This is a genomic window from Nocardioides sp. (assembly GCF_035697785.1).
GTDB lineage: Bacteria > Actinomycetota > Actinomycetes > Propionibacteriales > Nocardioidaceae > Nocardioides_B.
In genome coordinates this window covers 1-20,344 of record NZ_DASSCL010000023.1, presented here as the reverse complement: position 1 = coordinate 20,344, position 20,344 = coordinate 1, and the positions used below count along the sequence as shown (strand labels likewise).

Below are 20,344 nucleotides of genomic sequence, written 5' to 3'. Positions count from 1 at the left end.
CCACTCCGCGACCGTCCCGGTGATCAGCAGCGACCTGGGCAGCGGGCGCGAGACCCGTGCGCCGAGGCGCTCGTGCACACGCATCCACGGGTCGAGCAGCTCGCCGTCGTCCCTTCGCCAGGTGACGTACCGCTCGATCGGTGCCAGCGGGTAGCGCTCCTTCCACGACGGCCGCACCGGGGCGACGAGCCGGCTGAGCCCCTGCCGCTCGGCGATGGTGCGCATCGCGCCGAGGATCGCGACGGCCATCCCTCGCTCCCGGCCGCCCCGCGGTGTCTCGGCGGCCAGGGCGCACAGCGTGTTGGTGTTCGCGGCGTCGGCTCCCGGCGCGAAGACCTGCTCGACCACGGCGTCGATCCCCTCGGGCAGGGTCGCGTCGTCGCCGTCCCAGGTCAGCGGTGCGGTGTGCCCCTCGGCGCGGATCTCGTCCGCGGCCTCGTCGTACAGCACGAACTGGTAGTCGGGGAGCTCGGGACCGAGCCGGCCCCAGTAGGCGTTGAGCACGTCGCCGTGCAGGTTGTACTCCGGCCAGACGTCCGCGGAGTCGATGCCGCGCTCCCAGAGGTCGGGCCGTTCGGCGGCGGTGTGCAGGGTCAGGGGCATGCGATCACCGGACCGGGTGGCCGGCCGCGGCCAGCGCGACCTTGACGTCGTGGACGCTCAGGGTGCCGAAGTGGAAGACGGACGCGGCGAGTACGGCGTCCGCGCCGGCTGCGACCGCGGGCGGGAAGTGCTCGGCGGCGCCGGCGCCCCCGGAGGCGATGACGGGGATCGTGACGGCCATCCGGACCAACCGGACCAGGTCGAGGTCGAAGCCGTCGCGGGTGCCGTCGGCGTCCATCGCGTTGAGCAGGATCTCGCCGGCGCCCAGGGCGGCCGCTCGCCGCGCCCACTCGACCGCGTCGAGTCCCGCGCTCTGCCGGCCCCCGTGCGTGGTGACCTCGAACCCGCTCGACGTCCCGGTCGCTCGCCGGGCGTCGACGGAGAGCACCAGCACCTGGCGGCCGAACCGGTCCGCGATCTCGGAGACCAGCTCGGGGCGTCGGATCGCGGCCGTGTTGACGGCGACCTTGTCGGCGCCCGCGCGCAGCAGCCGGTCGACGTCCTCGACGCTGCCGACGCCGCCGCCGACGGTCAGCGGGATGAACACCTGCTCGGCGGTCGCCGACACGATCTCCATCGTGGTCGCGCGGCCCTCGTGGGAGGCCGAGATGTCGAGGAAGGTGAGCTCGTCGGCGCCCTCCTCGTCGTACCGCTTGGCCAGCTCGACCGGGTCGCCGGCATCGCGGAGGCCCTGGAAGTTCACGCCCTTGACGACGCGGCCGCCGTCGACGTCGAGGCAGGGGATCACCCGGACCGCGAGCGTCACCGCGCGCCGCCGGTCAGTGCGAGCGCGTCCTCAAGCGTGAACCGGCCCTCGTAGAGAGCGGTGCCGATGATCGCCCCCTCGACCCCGGCCGGGACGAGCCCTTGCAGAGCCTCGAGGTCGGCGAGCTCGGTGATGCCGCCGGAGGCGACCACCGGGCGCTCGGTGGCCGCGCACACGTCGCGCAGCAGCTCGAGGTTTGGACCCTGCAGCATGCCGTCCTTGTTGACGTCGGTGACCACGTAGCGCGCGCAGCCCTCGCTGTCGAGGCGGGCGAGCACGTCGTACAGGTCACCGCCCTCGCGGGTCCAGCCGCGGGCGGCGAGGGTGCGGCCGCGGACGTCGAGGCCGACGGCCACGCGGTCGCCGTAGTCCGCGATCGCCGACGCGCACCACTCCGGCTGCTCGAGGGCGGCGGTGCCGATGTTGACGCGCCGGCAGCCGGTCGACATGGCGGCGGCCAGAGAATCGTCGTCGCGGATGCCGCCGCTCATCTCGACCTGGATGTCGAGGGTGCCGACGATCTTGGCGAGCAGGTCGCGGTTGTGGCCGCGGCCGAACGCGGCGTCGAGGTCGACGAGGTGGATCCACTCCGCGCCTCGGCGCTGCCAGTTCAGCGCCGCGTCGACCGGGTCGCCGAAGCGCTTCTCCGACCCGGCGACGCCCTGCACCAGCTGGACGGCCTGCCCGTCGGCGATGTCGACGGCGGGCAGCAGCTCGAGTCGGGCGGGGCTCATGGGGTCAGCCTAGGAGAGCGGGGGAGTGCGGGGTCTCGACGGGCTCGACCGCCGGGACCGGTCAGATGCCGAGGCTGGCGCCGGTGAGCGTGGCAACGGCCTCGGGTGGACCGGACAGCTGCACCTTGGCCTGGGCCTGCCGGCCGAACGTGAACATCGTCAGCTCGCTCGGCAACCCGGTCACCACGACCGGTTCGGAGGCGTCCTTGAGCACGGCGCGAGAGCCGGTGGTCGCGTTCTCCAGGGTGACGCCGACCGCGGCCTTGCGGACCAGCCCCTTGCCGGCGGTGCGGACCATCGACCACAGCAGCTTCTGCTGGTCGTCGGTGAGGTCGCGCGGCGTCCACTCGGGCTGGCTGCGCCGGATGTCCTCGTGGTGCACGAAGAACTCGAGGGTGTTGAACATCGTGTCGAGCTTCGGCACGCCGTACGGCGACCACCGCGGCGGTCCGGAGCGCAGCCGCTCGACGAGCACCGTGAAGTCGGCCCTGCCGAAGCGCCGCATCTCGGCATCGGTCACCCGGGACAGCGGAGCCACCGCGATGCCGACCGCGCCGGGGCTGCGCTCGCGCACCAGCAGGTGGACCACGAGGTCCTTCACCGTCCAGTCGCCGCACAGGGTCGGCTGGTCCTCGCCGACCTGGAGCGCGGTGTCGCACAGCGCGGTGCGTTCGGTCCTCGCCATCCTCGTCATGACCCGATCGTAGGCTGGCCCGGTGAGCCGTTCCCGCGACCGTCTGTCCTCCGTCACCGCGGGCAGCACGATCCGAGACGGTTTCGCCGTGCTCTGGGTCGCGATCAAGCGGGAACCGTGGATCTTCACGGTGTCGACGCTCGGCAGCCTGCTGTTCGGCGCGCTGACGGTCGCCGACGCCTGGGTGCTGGGCTGGTCGACCGACAACGTCGTACTGCCCGCCTTCCGTTCGGGCGAGGTCGACTGGAGCGGGCTGGTCGCGATCCTCGCGCTGTTCCTCGGCGTGGCGATCCTGCGCGCGGTCGGGATCGTGGCCCGCCGGCTCGGCGCTGGCGTCATGCAGTACCGGATGCAGGCCCACTACCGGCGCGACGTCACCCGGCAGTACCTCCGGCTCCCGATGGAGTGGCACCAGCGGCACCCGACCGGCCAGCTGCTCTCCAACGCCAACGCCGACGTCGAGGCGGCCTGGGCACCGATCGCGCCGTTGCCGATGGCGGTCGGCACCGTCGCCATGATGGCGATCGCCGTCGTGCAGATGCTGGTCACCGACCTGGTCATGGCGCTGGTCGGACTGCTGGTGTTCCCACTCGTGATCTTGTCCAACATCGTCTTCCAGCGCGTGCAGTCACCGCTGATGACCCGCGCCCAGGCGCTGCGCGCCGAGGTCAGCGAGGTCGCCCACGAGTCGTTCGACGGCGCGATGGTCGTCAAGACGCTCGGCCGCGAGCACGAGGAGACCGAGCGGTTCGCCCACAAGGCGCACCAGCTCCGCGACACCAACGTCAGGGCCGGCCGGGTGCGCGCGGTGTTCGACCCCGTGCTCGAGGCGCTGCCCAACCTGGGCGTGCTGGCCGTGCTCGCGGTCGGCGTGCAGCGGGTGCTCGACGGCCAGGCCGACGCCGGCGACGTGGTGACGATCGGCTACCTACTCACGATCGTCGCCTTCCCGATCCGCTCGCTGGGCTGGCTGCTCGGGGAGTTCCCGCGCAGCGTCGTCGGCTTCCAGCGGGTCTCGGCGGTGCTCGCCGCCACCGGTGAGATGTCGTACGGCGACGCCCGGCTGGCCCGTGTTGGCACGGGCGCCACGCTCGAGGTGGACCGGCTCGGCTACCGGTACGACGGTGGCCCGGCGCTGCTCGACGACCTCACGTTCACGGCACCGCCGGGCCGGACCGTCGCGGTCGTCGGGGCGACCGCGTCCGGCAAGAGCACGCTCACGTCGTTGCTGGTGCGGCTCGTCGACCCCGACCGGGGCGCGATCCGGGTCGACGGCACCGACCTGCGCGACCTGGCCGCCGGTGCGCTCGCCGAGCAGGTCGCACTGGTGCCGCAGCAGGCGTTCCTCTTCGACGACACCGTGCGCGGCAACGTCGCGCTCGGCGCGGACGTGTCCGACGAGGAGGTGTGGGCGGCGCTGCGCACCGCCCAGGCGGACGGCTTCGTCGCCGCTCTGCCGGACGGGCTCGACGCGCGGCTGGGCGAGCGCGGCACCACGCTGTCGGGCGGGCAACGGCAGCGGCTGTCGTTGGCCCGCGCGCTCGTGCGCCGGCCGCGGCTGCTGATCATGGACGACGCCACGTCCGCGGTGGACCCGGAGGTCGAGGCGCGGATCCTCGCGGCGCTGAGGGGACGCGCGCACGACTCCGGCGGTGCCACCGTGCTCGTCGTCGCCTACCGCAAGGCCACCATCGCACTCGCCGACGAGGTGGTCTACGTGCGCGGCGGTCGGGTCGCCGACCAGGGCACGCACGGCGAGCTGCTCGTCCGGGCGCCCGGCTACGCGCACCTCGTCAACGCCTACGAGATGGAGCATCCCGACGGGCATGCACCCGCCGACGGGGAGGTGGTGGCACCGTGACCACCACCACGTCGGGCACCGTGCTCGACACCGGCGAGGAGATCGGCGCCTGGGCGACGATCCGTCGCGGCGTCGAGCTGTCCCCGGAGCTGCGTGAGGGGGTCGGCGGGACGCTCGCGTTCGCGGTGCTCGCGACGATGGGACGCGTCGTCGTACCCATCGCGGTGCAGCAGACCCTCGACCGCGGCCTCGGCGCCGCAGGTGGGCCCGACCTCGACTTCATGACCTGGATGGCCGTGCTCGCCGCGCTCGCCGTGGTCGTCACCGGCGTCGCGTCGTACTTCATGACCTCACGACTGTTCACCGCCGCCGAGCGCGGCCTCGCGACCCTGCGGATCAAGGCATTCCGGCACGTGCACGACCTGCCGCTGCTCACCCAGAACACCGAGCGGCGCGGCGCCCTCGTCTCCCGGGTCACCTCCGACGTCGACCAGGTGTCGCAGTTCCTGATCTTCGGCGGCCTGATCGCCGTGGTGAGCGTCGGCCAGATCGCGATCGCCACGGTGGTGATGGCGTTCTACTCGTGGCAGCTGACGCTGGTCGTCTGGATCTGCTTCCTGCCATTGTTCCTGTCGCTGCGCTACTTCCAGCGCAGACTGTCCGAGGCCTACGGCACCGTGCGCCGGCAGGTGGGCGTCCTGCTCAGCGCGATCTCCGAGCCGGTGGTCGGCGCGGCCGTCGTCCGCAGCTACGCCGTCGAGGACCGCACGCAGCGGCGGATCGACACCGCGATCGAGCGGCACAAGCAGGCGAGCACCAAGGCCCAGGGGCTCACCGCCTTCTCGTTCTCGCTCGGCGGCGTCTCGGCGGGGCTGGCCAACGCCGGTGTGCTGATCTTCGGGGTGCTGCTCGGCGTCGACGACGCGATCACGGTCGGGCAGGTGCTCGCCTTCGCCTTCCTGGTGACGCTCTTCGTCGGGCCCGTGCAGATGGGCACCCAGGTGCTGACCGACGCGCAGAACGCGATCGCGGGCTGGCGCCGGGTGATCGGAATCCTCGACACCCCCGCCGACGTGGTCGACCCCGGACCGACCGGACAGGAGCTGCCCCGGGGCGCGGTGTCGATCGAGTTCCAGGGCGTCGCCTTCGGCTACCCGGGGGGACCGCGGGTGCTGCACGACATCGACCTCGTGATCGAGCCGAACACCCGGGTCGCCGTCGTCGGCGAGACCGGCTCCGGCAAGACCACTCTCGCCAAGCTGCTCACGCGGCTGATGGACCCGACCACGGGCACGGTGCGTCTCGACGGCGTCGACCTGCGCACCGTGCCGTTCTCGTCGCTGCGCGACCGGGTGGTGATGGTCCCTCAGGAGGGCTTCCTGTTCGACTCCACGCTGCGCGCCAACGCGCTCTACGGCCGGCTGGACGCGACCGACGACGACATCCGCACCGCAGCGGCGGAGCTCGGCCTGACCGACTGGCTCGACGGCCTGCCCCAGGGGCTGGACACCCGGGTCGGGCAGCGGGGCGAGTCGCTGTCGGCGGGGGAGCGGCAGCTCGTGGCACTGGTCCGCGCACACCTGGCCGACCCCGACCTGCTGGTCCTCGACGAGGCCACCTCCGCGGTCGACCCCGCGCTGGAGATGCGGATCGGACGCGCCCTCGAGCGGCTCACCCGAGGCCGCACCTCCGTGACCATCGCGCACCGGATGTCGACCGCCGAGAACGCCGACGAGGTCGTCGTGGTCGACGCCGGCCGGATCGTCCAGCGCGGTCCGCACGCCCGGCTCGTCGAGGAGGGCGGCGTCTACGGGCGGCTGCACAACTCCTGGGTGGCCCAGCAGTCCCTGGCATGACGGGTGGAAGACTGAGGGCGTGACCTCCCTCGACCCCGAGATCGCCCGCCTCCTCAAGCGCGACGCCGACGGACTGGTGCCCGCGGTCGTGCAGCAGCACGACACGGGTGAGGTGCTCATGGTCGGCTGGATGGACGACGAGGCGTTGCACCGCACGCTGACCAGCGGCCGGGCGACGTACTGGAGCCGGTCCCGCCAGGCCTACTGGGTCAAGGGCGAGACATCCGGGCACCGGCAGTGGGTCCGGGGCGTCCGGCTCGACTGCGACGGGGACACCCTGCTGGTCGCCGTCGACCAGGAGGGCCCGGCCTGCCACACCGGTGACCGCACCTGCTTCGACGGCCGCGAGCTCCCCGTCGCTGCTCCGGCGGGCAGCGCGTGAAGGACCGCCGCTTCGGGCCCACGGTGCTGGCCGGGCTGGGCGCGTCGGCGCTGACCGCGGTCGCCGCGGCGCAGCCCTGGGCGGAGGCAGACGGTGACAACGCGGGGGTGGCGGTCTCCGCCGTCGCCGACGGCAACGACGTCGCCCCGCTCGCCCTCGCCCTGGCGCTGGTCGCGCTCGCGTCCTGGGGGGTGCTGCTGGTGCTGCGCGGGAGCGCCCGGCGCCTGGTCGCGGTCGTCGGCACCCTCGCCGCGGGCGGGGTGCTGGCGGCCGTCGTGAGCGCGTTCGGCTCCGCCCAGGACGCCGCGGTCGATGCCGCGCAGGCGGCCGGGGCGACCGGTGACACCTTCACCAGCTCGCTCACCGCGTGGTACTGGACCACCGGCGTCGCCGCCGCGTTCTCCCTGGCGGCGCTGGGGGTCGCCGTGGCGCGCGCCCCGCGCTGGCCGTCGATGGGCAGCCGGTACGACGCGCCCTCGGCACGGGAGACGTCCCCGGCGACCACCGAGGACCTGTGGAAGGCGCTCGACGAGGGTCACGACCCGACCGCCTGACCCGCTGACGGGGAGCCCCTAGACTGTCGCCGCAACCGCCCGCACCTTTCACGAGGAGTACCCCGCGCATGGCTCACCACGGCAACACCCCAGCGGCCTGGACGGGCGTCATGATCATCCTGGTCGGTTTCGTGGTCGGCGGCATCGGCATGGTGATCGACCAGTGGGCGCTGTTCTGGGTGGGTGTCGCGCTCGTGCCGATCGGTGCGATCGTCGGCAAGATCATGCAGAAGATGGGCCTCGGTGCGGAGCCGGCCTCCGACTGACCCGCCACCGGTGGAGGTGGCCGCGCCCGGGTGGCGCGGCGTCCGCACGCCGGTCCTCGTCGCCGGTGTCCTGCTCGCCGCGAGTATCGCCCTTCACCTGCGCGACCCGCACCGGTCCGGGTCCTACGGGTTCTGCCCGTGGCTCGCCCTGACCGGCACCTACTGCCCCGGGTGCGGAGGCCTCCGCGCGGTCAACGACCTCACCCACTTCAACGTGCTGGCCGCGGCCTCGAGCAACCTGCTGCTCGTGGCTTCACTGCCGTTCGTCGCGCTCTGGTGGCTGCGTTCGTTCGTGGACGGCTGGCGGGGCGTGCGCCGGCACCTGTCGGACCGTTCGGCGTACGTCGTGCTGGTCGTCGTACTGGCCTCGACGATGGTGTTCTGGGTGGTGCGCAACCTGCCGTTCGCGAGCTGGCTGACCCCGTGAGGGGAACGGTCAGGGAGCAGTGTCGAGGTCGAAGTTCGTGACCCCGCTCTGGATCAGCATGATGTTCACGACCGTCATGACGACCCCGATCACGCAGCCGACGATGCCGAGCACGATGCCGGCCTGAGCCATCCCGGACCCGGTCAGGCGGCCGCCCGCGAACGCGATCTCCTGCTTGGCCGACCGGCCCACCAGGATCGCGGCGATGCCTGGCGCCAGGCCGATGAACGCACAGCAGAGGCCGAGCACCGGCGCGACGATCCCGAGCACCAGCGCGGTGACGGCCTTCCCGGAGTTCCGCGGCGACCCGTAGCCGGGCGGTGGGCCGTAACCCGGTGGTGGTGGCGGAGGCGGCGTGTAGCTCATGGGTGCGGACCTCCAGGCGGGCCGGGTGCGGGGCGCATGAGAGTCTAGGACCCAGTCAGACTCCCTTTGGGCACCCACCGACCCCGAGAGGCGATCCCGTCGTGAGCAGGTCCGTCCTCGCCGACATCGTCGACGGCGTCCGCGAGGACCTCGCCGAGCGGCAGGCCGTCACATCACTCGACGACCTCAAAGCCGCCGCTCGCAGGGCGCCCGACGCCCGCGACCCGATGCCCGCGTTCCGCGCCGACGGCGTCAGCGTGATCGCCGAGGTCAAGCGATCCAGCCCCAGCAAGGGTGCGCTGGCCACCATCTCCGACCCCGCCGCGCTGGCCGCCGACTACGCCGCCGGCGGCGCCGCGACGATCAGCGTGCTGACCGAGCAGCGCCGGTTCGGCGGCAGCCTCGACGACCTCCGCGCGGTGCGCAGGGCGGTCTCCGTGCCGGTGCTGCGCAAGGACTTCATCGTCACCTCCTACCAGCTCTGGGAGGCGCGCGCCGCCGGGGCCGACCTCGCGCTGCTCATCGTCGCCGCCCTCGACCAGCAGGCCCTGGTCGGCCTGGTCGAGCGGGCCGTCTCGATCGGGCTGACGCCGCTCGTCGAGGTGCACGACGAGGAGGAGGTCGAGCGCGCGCTCGAGGCCGGCGCCGAGCTGGTCGGGGTCAACGCCCGCAACCTGCGCACCCTCGAGGTGGACCGTGGCACGTTCGAGCGGCTGGCCCCGCGGATCCCCGACCACGTGGTCCGGGTCGCGGAGTCCGGCGTACGGGGGCCGCACGACGTCTTCGAGTACGCCAAGCAGGGCGCCGACGTGGTCCTCGTCGGCGAGACCCTCGTGCGCGGAGACAACCCGCGCGACGCGGTCGCGGACCTGGTCGCGGCGGGCGCGCACCCGGCACTGAAGCAGCGCGAGGCGGAGCCCGACCGATGACCAGCCCGCGCGCCACGACCGACCACCGGCAGCACGAGCAGGACCTGCAGGGCGACGGCACCTTCGGCCGCTTCGGTGGCCGGATGATGCCCGAGGCGCTGATGGCCGCGCTCGACGAGCTGACCGTCGCCTGGCACGACGCCATGTCCGACCCGGCCTTCACCGGCGAGTTCGAGCGGATGCTCCGCGACTACGCCGGCACGCCGAGCCTGCTCTTCGAGGCCACGAAGCTGTCCGAGGTCGCCGGCGCCCGGATCCTGCTCAAGCGGGAGGACCTCAACCACACCGGCGCCCACAAGATCCGCAACGTGCTCGGCCAGGCGCTGCTGACCAAGCGGATGGGCAAGACGCGGGTCATCGCCGAGACCGGCGCCGGCCAGCACGGTGTCGCCACCGCCACCGCGTGCGCCTACCTCGGTCTCGACTGCGTCGTCTACATGGGCGAGGTCGACACCGAGCGGCAGGCGCTCAACGTCGCGCGGATGCAGCTGCTCGGCGCCGAGGTCGTTGCCGTCAAATCCGGCTCGCGCACCCTCAAGGACGCCATCAACGAGGCGATCCGCGACTGGGTGGCCAACGTCGATCACACCGCCTATGTGTTCGGCACCGCGGCCGGCCCGCACCCGTTCCCCTCGCTGGTCCGCAGCTTCTGCCGCGGCATCGGCGACGAGGCACGCACGCAGTGTCTCGACCTCACCGGCGCGCTGCCCGACGCGGTCACCGCGTGCGTGGGCGGCGGCTCAAACGCGATCGGCCTGTTCGCCGGCTTCGTCGACGACCCGTCGGTCCGGCTGTTCGGCTTCGAGGCGGGCGGCGAGGGGTTCCCCGGTCCGCGGCACGCCGCGACGATCAGCGCCGGCGAGTTCGGCGTGCTGCACGGTGCGCGCACCTTCGTGCTCCAGGACGAGGACGGCCAGACCGTCGAGTCGCACTCGATCTCGGCCGGCCTCGACTACCCCGGTGTCGGTCCCGAGCACGCGTTCCTCGCCGAGTCCGGGCGGGCGACGTACCGGCCGGTCACCGACCGGGCCGCGATGGACGCCTTCGCGCTGCTCAGCCGCACCGAGGGCATCATCCCCGCGATCGAGTCGGCGCACGCGGTGGCCGGCACCCTGGAGCTGGCCACGGAGCTGCCCGGCTCCACGCTGCTGGTGAACCTCTCCGGGCGCGGCGACAAGGACATGGGCACGGCCGTCGAGTACTTCGGGCTCGGCGAGGCAGAGGCATGACCAACAGCACCGCGACGGTCTTCGCCACCGCGAGGGCCGAGGGGCGGGCCGCGCTGGTCGGCTACCTGCCCGCCGGTTTCCCCGACGTCGACGGCGGGGTCGAGGCGATGCGGGTGATGGTCGAGCACGGCTGCGACGCCATCGAGGTGGGGCTGCCCTACAGCGACCCGGTGATGGACGGCCCGACGATCCAGGCCGCGGCCCAGCGGGCGCTCGAGGGCGGGGTCCGCACCCGCGACGTACTCCGCACCGTCGAGGCCGTCGCCGACACCGGTGCGCCGGTGCTGGTGATGACCTACTGGAACCCGGTCGAGCGCTACGGCGTCGACCGGTTCGCCGCCGACCTGGCTGCCGCCGGGGGAGCCGGGCTGATCACCCCCGACCTGGTCCCCGACGAAGCGCACGCCTGGGTCGCCGCCGCCGACAAGCACGACCTCGACAAGGTCTTCCTCGTCGCGCCGTCCTCCACCGACGAGCGGCTCGCGCTGACCGCGGCTGCCTGCCGCGGGTTCGTCTACGCAACCGCGGTGATGGGGGTGACGGGCGCCCGGGAGCGCACCAGCGACCTGGCGGGCCCGCTCGTGACCCGCACCAAGGCGTTCACCGACCTGCCGGTTGCCGTCGGCCTCGGCGTGTCGGACGGCGACCAGGCGGCCGAGGTCGCGCGGCACGCCGACGGGGTGATCGTCGGGTCCGCGTTCGTGCGCGTGCTGCTCGACGCCCCCGACCGGGAGGCCGGGCTGACCGCACTGGCCGACCTGACCCGCGACCTCGCGGAAGGCGTCCGCCGTGCCTAGGACTCTCGTCGCCCTCGGGCTGGCGGCGGCACTCGCGCTGTCCGCGTGCTCGGTGGGCACCCCGCCGTCCGCCGACGGACCGGTCGCCGACGTCGCCATCCAGGACGACGACGGGCTCAACGGTGCGGTGCTGCCGGACCCGTACGCCGCCCCCGACCTTTCCCTGACGAGCACGGACGGGACCGACTACCGTCTCGACCGTGGCACCGCGAAGGCAGGCGACAAGGTCACCCTGGTGTTCTTCGGCTACACGAACTGCCCGGACATCTGCCACGTGGTGATGGCCGACATCGCCTCAGCGCTGACCCGCCTCGACGACGAGCAGCGGGAGCGCGTGGGCATGCAGTTCGTGACGACGGACCCGGCCCGCGACGACGCGGCCGTGCTGCGCTCCTACCTCGACCGGTTCGACCCGACGTTCGACGGCCTCACGGGACCCCTCACACGGATCGTCCGGGTCGGAAACGCGCTCGGGGTGCCGATCGAGAAGGGGGAGAAGATGCCGTCCGGCGGCTACGAGGTCAGCCACGGCACCCAGATCGTCGGCGTGCTGCCCGACGGCACGGCGCCGGTCGTGTGGACCGAGGGCACCGGCCCCGAGCTGATCGCGGACGACCTGCGCACCATCCTCACCGACGGCATCCCCTCTGGAGCTTCCTCGTGATGAACCGATGACCTTCGCGAGCATCCCCAGCCCCGGCCAGGGCGTCTGGTACCTCGGCCCGGTGCCGATCCGTGCCTACGCGCTGTGCATCATCCTCGGCGTCGTCGTGGCGATCTGGCTCGGCGAGAAGCGCTGGGTCGCTCGTGGCGGCAAGCCGGGCCAGGTCGGCGACATCGCCATCTGGGCGGTCCCGTTCGGCCTCGTCGGCGGCCGGCTCTACCACGTCGCCACCGACTGGCGGCTCTACTTCGGCGAGGGCCGCGAGCCGATCACCGCCCTGTACGTCTGGCAGGGCGGCCTCGGCATCTGGGGGGCGATCGCGCTCGGCGCCGTCGGCGCCTACATCGGGGCGCGCCGCAACAACGCGAAGTTCCTCCCGCTCGCCGACGCCTTGGCCCCCGGCATCGCCATCGCCCAGGCGATCGGGCGCTGGGGCAACTGGTTCAACCAGGAGCTCTACGGCCGGCCGACCAACCTGCCGTGGGGTCTCGAGATCGACGTCGAGCACCGCGAGGACGGCTACACCCAGTTCGACACCTTCCACCCGACGTACCTCTACGAGTTCTTCTGGAACCTCGGGGTCGCCGGGCTGGTGATCTGGGCGGACCGGCGCTTCCGGCTCGGCTACGGCCGCGCGTTCGCGCTCTACGTGATGGGCTACACCGCCGGACGCGGCTGGATCGAGTACCTGCGCATCGACCAGGTGCAAGAGGACGACGTGCTCGGCCTGCGGCTCAACGTCTGGACGTCGATCGTGTTGTTCCTCGCCGCGCTCGGCTTCTTCCTGTGGTCCAGGCGCCGGCACCCCGGTCGTGAGGACCAAGTGCTCCGCGACGGGCCCGAAGTGGACTCCTCCGTCGACACCGGTGCGCGGAGGAACCCGGGCGACCCGGGCAGCCCCGACGCCCCCGGCGGCGCCTGACGACGGCCTTCAGCGCCGCGGCGCTCGCAGCCCGCGCCGCCGGCCGTCCGAGACGACCAGGAGTGACCCGACGGCGACCAGGCCCAGCCCGAGGGCGAGGACGGTACGACTGAAGCTCGCACCCACGGACGGCAGCGCAGCCGGACCGCCGCCGACCGACTGCACGCCGGCAACCGACGGCACGCCGCCGACCGACGGCCCTGCACCGGCTGGCTGCCCGGCGCCGCCTGGCGGCCCGGCTGCAGCCGGCAGGACGGTACTGCCCGGCCCGGTGGCGCCGCCGTTGCCCGGCCCCGCGGGAGACGGTGAGACCGGCGGCAGGCAGTCCACCTTGATGGTGCGGCTGCCCAGCAGCTCGCCGTTGGCGAGGATGTCGACGGTCAGGGTCTGGTCCTCGAACCGCGAGAGATCCCCGACGATGGTCGTGGTGTCGCCGCCGTGCACCGGCGCGCTGGTCCGCACGACCCGTCCGTCGATCCGGATCACGAACACCACCCGGGAGTCGGGGTCCCCGTCGTTGGCGAGGGTCACCGTCGCGGTCGGCCCCGGGCACTCCTGCCCCGCGACCCGCACGTGCGGGTCGGCCTGCGGCGGGACGCAGTCGGGCGTGATCGTGTAGGTCTCGGCCACCGCGCCGTCGACGAGGAGACTCACGGTGATCGTCTGGTCCTCGTACCGCGAGAGGTCGGCGGTGCCCGTCCTGGTGGCCCCGGGGCCCACCGTCAGGTCCGCGCCCACCTGTGCGCCGTCCACCGCCGCCGTCACCACCACGGCGACGGCGCCGTTGTTGGTGACGGTGGCCGTTCCCTGCGCGGTCTCGCCGTCACAGGTGAGCTGGGCGCCGATCGTCAGCGGCGGTGGGCCGGGGGCGCAGTCCGCTGTGACCACGCGACTGGCGACGACCTTGCCGCCAGACCGCACCGAGATGGTGAACGTCTGGTTCTCCTGGGCGGTGAGCCCGTCGCCGACCAGCGTGACGGTTTGGCTGCCACCGGGTGGCACGGGTCCGGCTGTCTGCACCAGCGCGCCGTCGACGAAGATCTCGAACGTCGCCGGTGCGGTTGCGCGCGCATCGTTCCTCACGTTGACGTCGACGGTCGGGCTCGTGCCGTCACACACGACATCTCCGATGACGGCCGACGGGAGGGGACCGACGTCCGGCTCCATCTCGCAGCCGTCCTCGAGGATCGCCTGGCCCTCGGGCCAGTTGAGACCGTCCGGCAGCTCGGGCGGGGTCGGCGGGATGATGTCGCCCCAGTTGGCGACATCCGGCGCGAAGACCGGCCCGGTGTGGTTGGCGTGGCCGTTGATCTCACCCGCAACCGGGACCGACAGCTGGTTGTAGGGGTTGGTGCGCGAGTTCGTCCGGTGACAGATCGTCACCTTCTCCGCGGGGGCTCGTAGCCGCTTGCGCAGGACCGAGCTCCGAGTTGCCTTCTTCTTGGTCTTCTTCGAGGCGGCGGACTTGGATGCCTCGGGCGCCGCAGCGGGGCCGGGCGCTGTCGCCGGGGCAGTGGCGGGAGCAGTGGCGGGAGCAGGGGCCGGCACGGCGGCCACGGTCTCCTGCTCGACCGTGCCTGCTTCGGCGGGCGCCGGGGCAGTGGGGTTCGGTTCCTCGGTGGGGGTGGGCTCCGCGGAAGGGGTCGGTTCCGCGGTGGGCGTCGGTTCCGGGGTCGGGGTGGGCTCCGCGGCGGGGGTGGGCTCCGCGGCGGGGGTGGGCCCCGCGACGGGGGTGGGCTCCTCAGTGGGAGTCGGCTGCTCGATGGACTCGGGTGGAGTCGGTGCTTCCGGTTGCGAGGCCGTCTCCTGCTCGCCGCTGGCGGAGGTCCCCGCGGGAGCGGTGCTGTCGTCCGCTGAGGCGGCCGGGACCGGGAGCACGAGCGTCGCCAGCAGCGAGAGCCCTGCGAGAGGCAGCAGTATGCGAGCCCGCTTGGTCATGACGTACCTCCCCGAATAGACGCGGCGAACCACGCAGCAACCTATGCGCGACCGGGGTATCCGGGCCTCATCCCTGCCGGGTGAGGCCCGCGAAAGAAAGGTGAGCCTCCCCTTCGATGAAATCCGGCGTCATGACGGCTACCTTCCAGGCATGAGCACGGACTCCGCAGCGGCCTTCGACGGCTCGGAGATCGGGCACGAGCACGCCGACGTCACCGGCGGATGGCTCCGGCCGGCGGTCTTCGGCGCCATGGACGGGCTGGTCTCCAACCTGGCCCTGATCGCCGGTGTCGCCGGCGGCACGAGCGGGAGGACGGAGTCCTCGGCCGTGGTGCTGGCCGGCCTGGCCGGGCTCGCCGCGGGCGCGTTCTCGATGGCGGCGGGTGAGTACACGTCGGTGGCCAGCCAGTCCGAGGCGGCCGAGCACGAGATCGCCAAGGAACGCCGTGAGATCGTCGCGAACCCCGAGGCGGAGACCCGAGAGCTGGCGTCGATGTACGTCGAGAAGGGGCTCGACCCGGCTCTGGCCGCCGAGGTCGCGCGACAGATCCACCGCGACGTCGACCTCGCGGTCGACGTACACGCCCGCGAGGAGCTCGGTGTGGACCCGGGCAGCCTGGCCTCACCCCTGGTCGCCGCGATGTCGTCCTTCCTCGCGTTCGCCGTGGGTGCCTTCGTCCCGGTGCTGCCATACCTGCTCGGGGCCAGCACGTTGCTGCCCGGCCTGGTCGTGACCCTGCTGGCGCTGTTCGCCTGCGGGGCGGTCGTCACCCAGGTCACCAGCCGCTCGTGGTGGTACGGAGGGCTGCGGCAGCTGCTGCTCGGCGGCGTCGCGGCGGCGCTGACGTTCGGGTTCGGCTCGTTGGTTGGCACCGGCCTCGGCTGAGTCGAGCCGGTCCACGGGCCGGTCGGGGGCGAGCCCGGTTACCGGCGGGTGTTGTACGCTGCACGGACCGCCTGGGCCAATGTCGTCCCGCGCATTTTCCACAGATGAGCTGCACCGGAACCTCTCTCGGGGAGCGGTGCCAAGACGACGGGAGAGTGCCGATGCTTGATCGCGCCCGAGGCCGCCGCAGGCATGCGTTCCCGCCGCCCCAGGGTCTCTATGACGGCCTGCACGAGCACGACGCGTGCGGTGTGGCCTTCGTCGCGACCCTGACCGGCGTCGCCAGCCACGACATCGTCGCCAAGGCGATCACGGCGCTGCGCAACCTCGAGCACCGTGGCGCCACCGGCGCCGAGCCCGACTCCGGTGACGGAGCGGGCATCCTGCTCGGCGTCCCCGACCGGTTCCTCCGCGACGTCACCTCCGAGCTCGGCTTCGAGCTGCCGCCCGCCCGTTCGTACGCCGTCGGCACGGCGTTCCTCTCCGGCGACGACGAGCAGGTCGCCAAGACCCGTCAGCGGATCGAGGAACTGGCGGCGGAGGAGGGTCTGAGCGTCCTCGGCTGGCGCGACGTGCCCACCGACCCCTCGATGCTCGGCGCCACCGCGGTGAGCGTGATGCCGACGTTCAGCCAGCTGTTCGTCACCGCTGCCGGAGCACGCGTGATCGGGATGCCGCTGGAGCGGATGGCGTACTGCCTGCGCAAGCGCGCCGAGCGCGAGACCGAGGTGTATTTCCCGTCGCTGTCCTCGCGCACCATCGCCTACAAGGGCATGCTCACCACCGACCAGCTCGACCGGTTCTACCCCGAGCTGACCGACGAGCGCGTCGAGTCCGCGGTGGCCGTCGTGCACTCGCGGTTCTCCACCAACACCTTCCCGAGCTGGCCGCTCTCGCACCCGTTCCGGTTCATCGCCCACAACGGCGAGATCAACACCGTCATGGGCAACCGCAACTGGATGCGGGCCCGTGAGGCGCTGCTGCGCAGCGAGCTGCTCGCGCGGCCGGGGGCCAACGACGATGGCGCGGCCGACCTCGAGCGGCTGTTCCCGATCTGCACTCCGGGCGCCTCCGACTCCGCATCGTTCGACGAGGTGCTGGAGCTGCTGCACCTGGGCGGCCGCTCACTGCCCCACTCGGTGCTGATGATGATCCCCGAGGCCTGGGAGAACCACGCCGAGATGGACCCCGCCCGGCGGGCGTTCTACCAGTTCCACGCCTCGATGATGGAGCCGTGGGACGGCCCCGCCTGCGTCGTCTTCACCGACGGCTCGCAGGTCGGCGCGGTCCTCGACCGCAACGGTCTGCGCCCCTCGCGCTACTGGGTCACCGACGACGGCCTCGTCGTGCTCGCGTCCGAGGTGGGCGTGCTCGACATCGACCCGGCCACCGTCGTACGCAAGGGCCGGCTGCAGCCGGGCCGGATGTTCCTGGTCGACACCGACGAGCACCGGATCATCGAGGACGAGGAGATCAAGGGCGAGCTCGCCGCCGAGCACCCGTACGACGAGTGGCTGCACGCCGGGATCATCAACCTCGACGAGCTGCCCGACCGCGAGCACATCGTGCACACGCACGCCTCGGTCACTCGGCGGCAGCAGATCTTCGGCTACACCGAGGAGGAGAAGCGCGTCCTGCTCACGCCGATGGCGAGGACCGGAGCGGAACCGCTCGGCTCGATGGGCACGGACAGTCCGATCGCGGCTCTGTCCGACCGGCCCCGGATGCTCTTCGACTACTTCTCCCAGCTGTTCGCGCAGGTGACCAACCCGCCGTTGGACGCGATCCGCGAGGAGCTGGTCACCTCCCTGGCCGGCACCATCGGGCCCGAGGCCAACCTGCTGGAGCCGACACCGGCGGCGTGCCGCCAGGTGGTGCTGCCATTCCCGGTGATCGACAACGACGAGCTCGCCAAGCTGCGGCACATCAACCGCGACGGTGACCTGCCGGGCTTCATCACCCACGTCTCGCGCGGCCTCTACCCCGTCGAGGGCGGGGGAGAGGCGCTCGCCACCCGGCTCGACGAGATCTGCGCCGAGGTCTCCGCGGCGATCGCCGACGGCGCCCGGATCATCGTGCTCTCCGACCGGCACTCCACGGCCGAGCTCGCGCCGATCCCGTCGTTGCTGATGACCGGGGCCGTGCACCACCACCTGGTGCGCGAGAAGACCCGCACCCAGGTCGGGCTCGTCATCGAGGCCGGCGACGTGCGCGAGGTGCACCACGTCGCGCTGCTCATCGGCTACGGCGCCGCCGCGGTCAATCCCTACCTCGCGATGGAGACCGTGGAAGACCTCGCCCGCGACGGCTACTACGTCGACGTGGAGCCCGAGCAGGCCGTCAAGCACCTCGTGAGGGCGCTGGGCAAGGGCGTGCTCAAGGTGATGAGCAAGATGGGCGTCTCCACCGTCGCGTCGTACACCGGCGCACAGATCTTCGAGGCCGTCGGCCTGTCCCAGGAGCTCGTCGACCGCTACTTCACCGGCACCACCAGCAAGCTCGGCGGGATCGGGCTCGTCACCGTGGCCGAGGAGGTCGCCCGCCGGCACCGCAAGGCCTACCCGGTCGACGGCCTCGCGCCCGCGCACCGCTCGCTGGAGATCGGCGGCGAGTACCAGTGGCGGCGCGAGGGTGAGCCGCACCTGTTCGACCCCGACACGGTGTTCCGGCTGCAGCACGCCACCCGCGCCGGACGGTACGACGTCTTCAAGCAGTACACCTCGCGCGTCGACGAGCAGTCCGAACGGCTGATGACGCTGCGCGGCCTGTTCCGGTTCAAGGGGGAGCGGCAGCCGATCCCCATCGAGGACGTCGAGCCGGCGTCCGAGATCGTGAAGCGGTTCTCCACCGGCGCGATGTCCTACGGGTCGATCAGCCAGGAGGCCCACGAGACGCTCGCCGTCGCGATGAACATGCTCGGCGGCAAGTCCAACACCGGTGAGGGCGGCGAGGACCCCGACCGTCTCTACGACCCGGAGCGGCGCAGCTCGATCAAGCAGGTCGCGTCCGGTCGCTTCGGGGTGACCTCGGAGTACCTCACCAACGCCGACGACATCCAGATCAAGATGGCGCAGGGCGCCAAGCCCGGCGAGGGCGGCCAGCTGCCCGGCCACAAGGTCTACCCGTGGGTGGCCAGGACCCGGCACAGCACACCCGGCGTCGGACTCATCTCGCCGCCGCCGCACCACGACATCTACTCGATCGAGGACCTCGCGCAGCTGATCCACGACCTGAAGAACTCCAACCCGTCGGCGCGCGTGCACGTGAAGCTCGTCGCCGAGGTCGGGGTCGGCACGGTCGCGGCCGGCGTCTCCAAGGCGCACGCCGACGTGGTGCTGATCTCCGGCCACGACGGCGGCACCGGCGCCTCGCCGTTGACCTCGCTGAAGCACGCCGGCGGCCCGTGGGAGCTCGGCCTCGCCGAGACGCAGCAGACGCTGCTGCTCAACGGGCTGCGGGACCGGATCGTCGTGCAGACCGACGGCCAGCTCAAGACCGGGCGCGACGTGATGATCGCGGCGCTGCTCGGTGCCGAGGAGTTCGGGTTCGCGACGGCTCCGCTGGTGGTGTCGGGCTGCATCATGATGCGGGTCTGCCACCTCGACACCTGCCCGGTGGGGGTGGCGACGCAGAACCCGGTCCTGCGGGAGCGCTACACCGGCAAGGCCGAGCACGTCGTGAACTTCTTCATGTACATCGCCGAGGAGGTGCGCGAGCTGCTCGCCGAGCTCGGCTTCCGCACACTCGAGGAGGCGGTCGGCCACGCCGAGCTGCTCGACGTCGAGCGCGCGGTGAACCACTGGAAGGCCGCCGGCCTCGACCTGACCCCGGTGCTGCACGTGCCCGAGCTGCCCGAGGGGGCGGCCCGGCACAACACCACCGGTCAGGACCACGGTCTCGACAAGGCGCTCGACAACGAGCTCGTCGCGCTCGCGGAGGCGGCACTGGAGCGGGGCGAGCCGGTGCGCGCCCAGCTGCCGATCCGCAACGTGAACCGCACCGTCGGCACGATCCTCGGTCACGAGGTGACCAAGCGCTACAAGGGCGCCGGCCTCCCCGACGGCACCATCGACATCACCTTCACCGGCTCGGCCGGCCAGTCCTTCGGCGCCTTCCTGCCCCGCGGCATCACGCTGCGCCTGGAGGGGGACGCCAACGACTACGTCGGCAAGGGCCTGTCGGGCGGCCGCATCGTCGTACGCCCTGACCGAGGTGCGACGTTCCCGGCCGAGGAGCAGATCATCGCGGGCAACGTCATCTGCTACGGCGCCACCGCGGGCGAGGTGTTCCTGCGCGGCCAGGTCGGCGAGCGCTTCGCCGTCCGCAACTCCGGCGCCACCGCGGTCGTCGAGGGCGTGGGAGACCACGGCTGCGAGTACATGACCGGGGGACGGGTCGTGGTGCTCGGGCCGACCGGACGCAACTTCGCCGCGGGCATGTCCGGCGGTGTGGCCTTCGTGCTCGACCTCGACGAGGGCCGGGTCAACCCCGAGCTCGTCGAGCTGGCCCCGGTCCAGGACGACGCGGCCG

The 20,344-nt window shown here is 72.4% G+C and carries 19 protein-coding genes; 13 read left to right on the top strand and 6 right to left on the bottom strand.

What is annotated here, in order from left to right:
* The 4 genes from VFH10_RS02795 to VFH10_RS02780 all read right to left on the bottom strand — a co-directional run.
* On the bottom strand, window positions 1–603 hold a 603-nt coding region (locus tag VFH10_RS02795), incomplete at its 3' end, for a hypothetical protein (protein ID WP_325125714.1).
* 4 nt (window positions 604–607) lie between these two features.
* Complete coding sequence (hisF, locus tag VFH10_RS02790; protein ID WP_325125712.1) at window positions 608–1,369, bottom strand: imidazole glycerol phosphate synthase subunit HisF; 762 nt, start codon at window positions 1,367–1,369, stop codon at window positions 608–610.
* Window positions 1,366–2,103 (bottom strand): bifunctional 1-(5-phosphoribosyl)-5-((5-phosphoribosylamino)methylideneamino)imidazole-4-carboxamide isomerase/phosphoribosylanthranilate isomerase PriA, encoded by a 738-nt coding sequence (gene priA / locus VFH10_RS02785; protein ID WP_325125710.1) that lies wholly within the window; start codon window positions 2,101–2,103, stop codon window positions 1,366–1,368. The genes hisF and priA overlap by 4 nt, the downstream gene beginning before the upstream one ends.
* 61 nt (window positions 2,104–2,164) lie before the next feature.
* Window positions 2,165–2,797 carry a TIGR03085 family metal-binding protein gene (locus VFH10_RS02780; RefSeq protein ID WP_325125709.1) on the bottom strand — a complete coding sequence of 211 codons (633 nt, stop codon included), beginning with the start codon at window positions 2,795–2,797 and terminating at the stop codon, window positions 2,165–2,167.
* Between the two features lie 22 nt (window positions 2,798–2,819).
* Here VFH10_RS02780 and VFH10_RS02775 point away from each other — a divergent pair, with 22 nt between their 5' ends.
* From VFH10_RS02775 to VFH10_RS02750, 6 genes are all read left to right on the top strand, one after another.
* Entirely contained in the window at window positions 2,820–4,658 is a 1,839-nt protein-coding gene (locus tag VFH10_RS02775) for an ABC transporter ATP-binding protein (protein WP_325125707.1), read from the top strand.
* Window positions 4,655–6,454, top strand: coding sequence for an ABC transporter ATP-binding protein (locus VFH10_RS02770; protein WP_325125705.1), 1,800 nt, complete (start codon window positions 4,655–4,657; stop codon window positions 6,452–6,454). The genes VFH10_RS02775 and VFH10_RS02770 overlap by 4 nt, the downstream gene beginning before the upstream one ends.
* Before the next feature lie 19 nt (window positions 6,455–6,473).
* Complete coding sequence (gene hisI / locus VFH10_RS02765) at window positions 6,474–6,836, top strand: phosphoribosyl-AMP cyclohydrolase (protein ID WP_325125703.1); 363 nt, start codon at window positions 6,474–6,476, stop codon at window positions 6,834–6,836.
* Window positions 6,833–7,390 carry a Trp biosynthesis-associated membrane protein gene (locus VFH10_RS02760; RefSeq protein WP_325125701.1) on the top strand — a complete coding sequence of 186 codons (558 nt, stop codon included), beginning with the start codon at window positions 6,833–6,835 and terminating at the stop codon, window positions 7,388–7,390. Before hisI ends, VFH10_RS02760 begins: the two co-directional genes overlap by 4 nt.
* 68 nt (window positions 7,391–7,458) lie before the next feature.
* A complete protein-coding gene (locus VFH10_RS02755; protein ID WP_325125700.1) occupies window positions 7,459–7,656 on the top strand; it encodes an HGxxPAAW family protein in 198 nt (65 codons plus the stop codon).
* A gap of 10 nt (window positions 7,657–7,666) precedes the next feature.
* Window positions 7,667–8,083 carry a DUF2752 domain-containing protein gene (locus tag VFH10_RS02750; RefSeq protein ID WP_325125698.1) on the top strand — a complete coding sequence of 139 codons (417 nt, stop codon included), beginning with the start codon at window positions 7,667–7,669 and terminating at the stop codon, window positions 8,081–8,083.
* Between the two features lie 9 nt (window positions 8,084–8,092).
* Here VFH10_RS02750 and VFH10_RS02745 read toward each other — a convergent pair whose 3' ends face one another.
* Window positions 8,093–8,449, bottom strand: coding sequence for a DUF4190 domain-containing protein (locus tag VFH10_RS02745; protein WP_325125695.1), 357 nt, complete (start codon window positions 8,447–8,449; stop codon window positions 8,093–8,095).
* Between the two features lie 101 nt (window positions 8,450–8,550).
* Here VFH10_RS02745 and trpC point away from each other — a divergent pair, with 101 nt between their 5' ends.
* The 5 genes from trpC to lgt are packed head-to-tail and all read left to right on the top strand — an operon-like array spanning window position 8,551 to window position 12,990.
* Window positions 8,551–9,378, top strand: coding sequence for an indole-3-glycerol phosphate synthase TrpC (gene trpC, locus VFH10_RS02740; RefSeq protein WP_325125693.1), 828 nt, complete (start codon window positions 8,551–8,553; stop codon window positions 9,376–9,378).
* Window positions 9,375–10,607 (top strand): tryptophan synthase subunit beta, encoded by a 1,233-nt coding sequence (gene trpB / locus VFH10_RS02735; RefSeq protein WP_325125691.1) that lies wholly within the window; start codon window positions 9,375–9,377, stop codon window positions 10,605–10,607. The genes trpC and trpB overlap by 4 nt, the downstream gene beginning before the upstream one ends.
* A complete protein-coding gene (gene trpA, locus VFH10_RS02730; protein ID WP_325125689.1) occupies window positions 10,604–11,404 on the top strand; it encodes a tryptophan synthase subunit alpha in 801 nt (266 codons plus the stop codon). Before trpB ends, trpA begins: the two co-directional genes overlap by 4 nt.
* Window positions 11,397–12,068, top strand: coding sequence for an SCO family protein (locus VFH10_RS02725; protein WP_325125687.1), 672 nt, complete (start codon window positions 11,397–11,399; stop codon window positions 12,066–12,068). Before trpA ends, VFH10_RS02725 begins: the two co-directional genes overlap by 8 nt.
* A gap of 7 nt (window positions 12,069–12,075) precedes the next feature.
* Window positions 12,076–12,990, top strand: coding sequence for a prolipoprotein diacylglyceryl transferase (gene lgt, locus VFH10_RS02720; RefSeq protein WP_325125685.1), 915 nt, complete (start codon window positions 12,076–12,078; stop codon window positions 12,988–12,990).
* A 9-nt stretch (window positions 12,991–12,999) separates the two neighbouring features.
* On the opposite strand, the gene VFH10_RS02715 is transcribed toward lgt, so the two are convergent.
* Complete coding sequence (locus VFH10_RS02715; protein WP_325125683.1) at window positions 13,000–14,928, bottom strand: hypothetical protein; 1,929 nt, start codon at window positions 14,926–14,928, stop codon at window positions 13,000–13,002.
* A gap of 151 nt (window positions 14,929–15,079) precedes the next feature.
* Between VFH10_RS02715 and VFH10_RS02710 the strand changes: the two genes are divergently transcribed.
* On the top strand, window positions 15,080–15,814 hold the full coding sequence (locus VFH10_RS02710) for a VIT1/CCC1 transporter family protein (protein ID WP_325125681.1): 735 nt from the start codon (window positions 15,080–15,082) through the stop codon (window positions 15,812–15,814).
* Between the two features lie 161 nt (window positions 15,815–15,975).
* Window positions 15,976–20,344, top strand: a 4,369-nt coding sequence (gene gltB, locus VFH10_RS02705) for a glutamate synthase large subunit (RefSeq protein WP_325125679.1), incomplete at its 3' end; no start/stop codon positions are given.

Coding starts and splice junctions, on each gene's coding strand:
- VFH10_RS02710 (WP_325125681.1), top strand. CDS start 15,080: ATGAGCACGGACTCCGCAGCGGCCTTCGACGGCTCGGAGATCGGGCAC.
- VFH10_RS02715 (WP_325125683.1), bottom strand. CDS start 14,928: ATGACCAAGCGGGCTCGCATACTGCTGCCTCTCGCAGGGCTCTCGCTG.
- VFH10_RS02755 (WP_325125700.1), top strand. CDS start 7,459: ATGGCTCACCACGGCAACACCCCAGCGGCCTGGACGGGCGTCATGATC.
- priA (WP_325125710.1), bottom strand. CDS start 2,103: ATGAGCCCCGCCCGACTCGAGCTGCTGCCCGCCGTCGACATCGCCGAC.
- lgt (WP_325125685.1), top strand. CDS start 12,076: ATGACCTTCGCGAGCATCCCCAGCCCCGGCCAGGGCGTCTGGTACCTC.
- trpA (WP_325125689.1), top strand. CDS start 10,604: ATGACCAACAGCACCGCGACGGTCTTCGCCACCGCGAGGGCCGAGGGG.
- VFH10_RS02780 (WP_325125709.1), bottom strand. CDS start 2,797: ATGACGAGGATGGCGAGGACCGAACGCACCGCGCTGTGCGACACCGCG.
- VFH10_RS02745 (WP_325125695.1), bottom strand. CDS start 8,449: ATGAGCTACACGCCGCCTCCGCCACCACCACCGGGTTACGGCCCACCG.
- trpB (WP_325125691.1), top strand. CDS start 9,375: ATGACCAGCCCGCGCGCCACGACCGACCACCGGCAGCACGAGCAGGAC.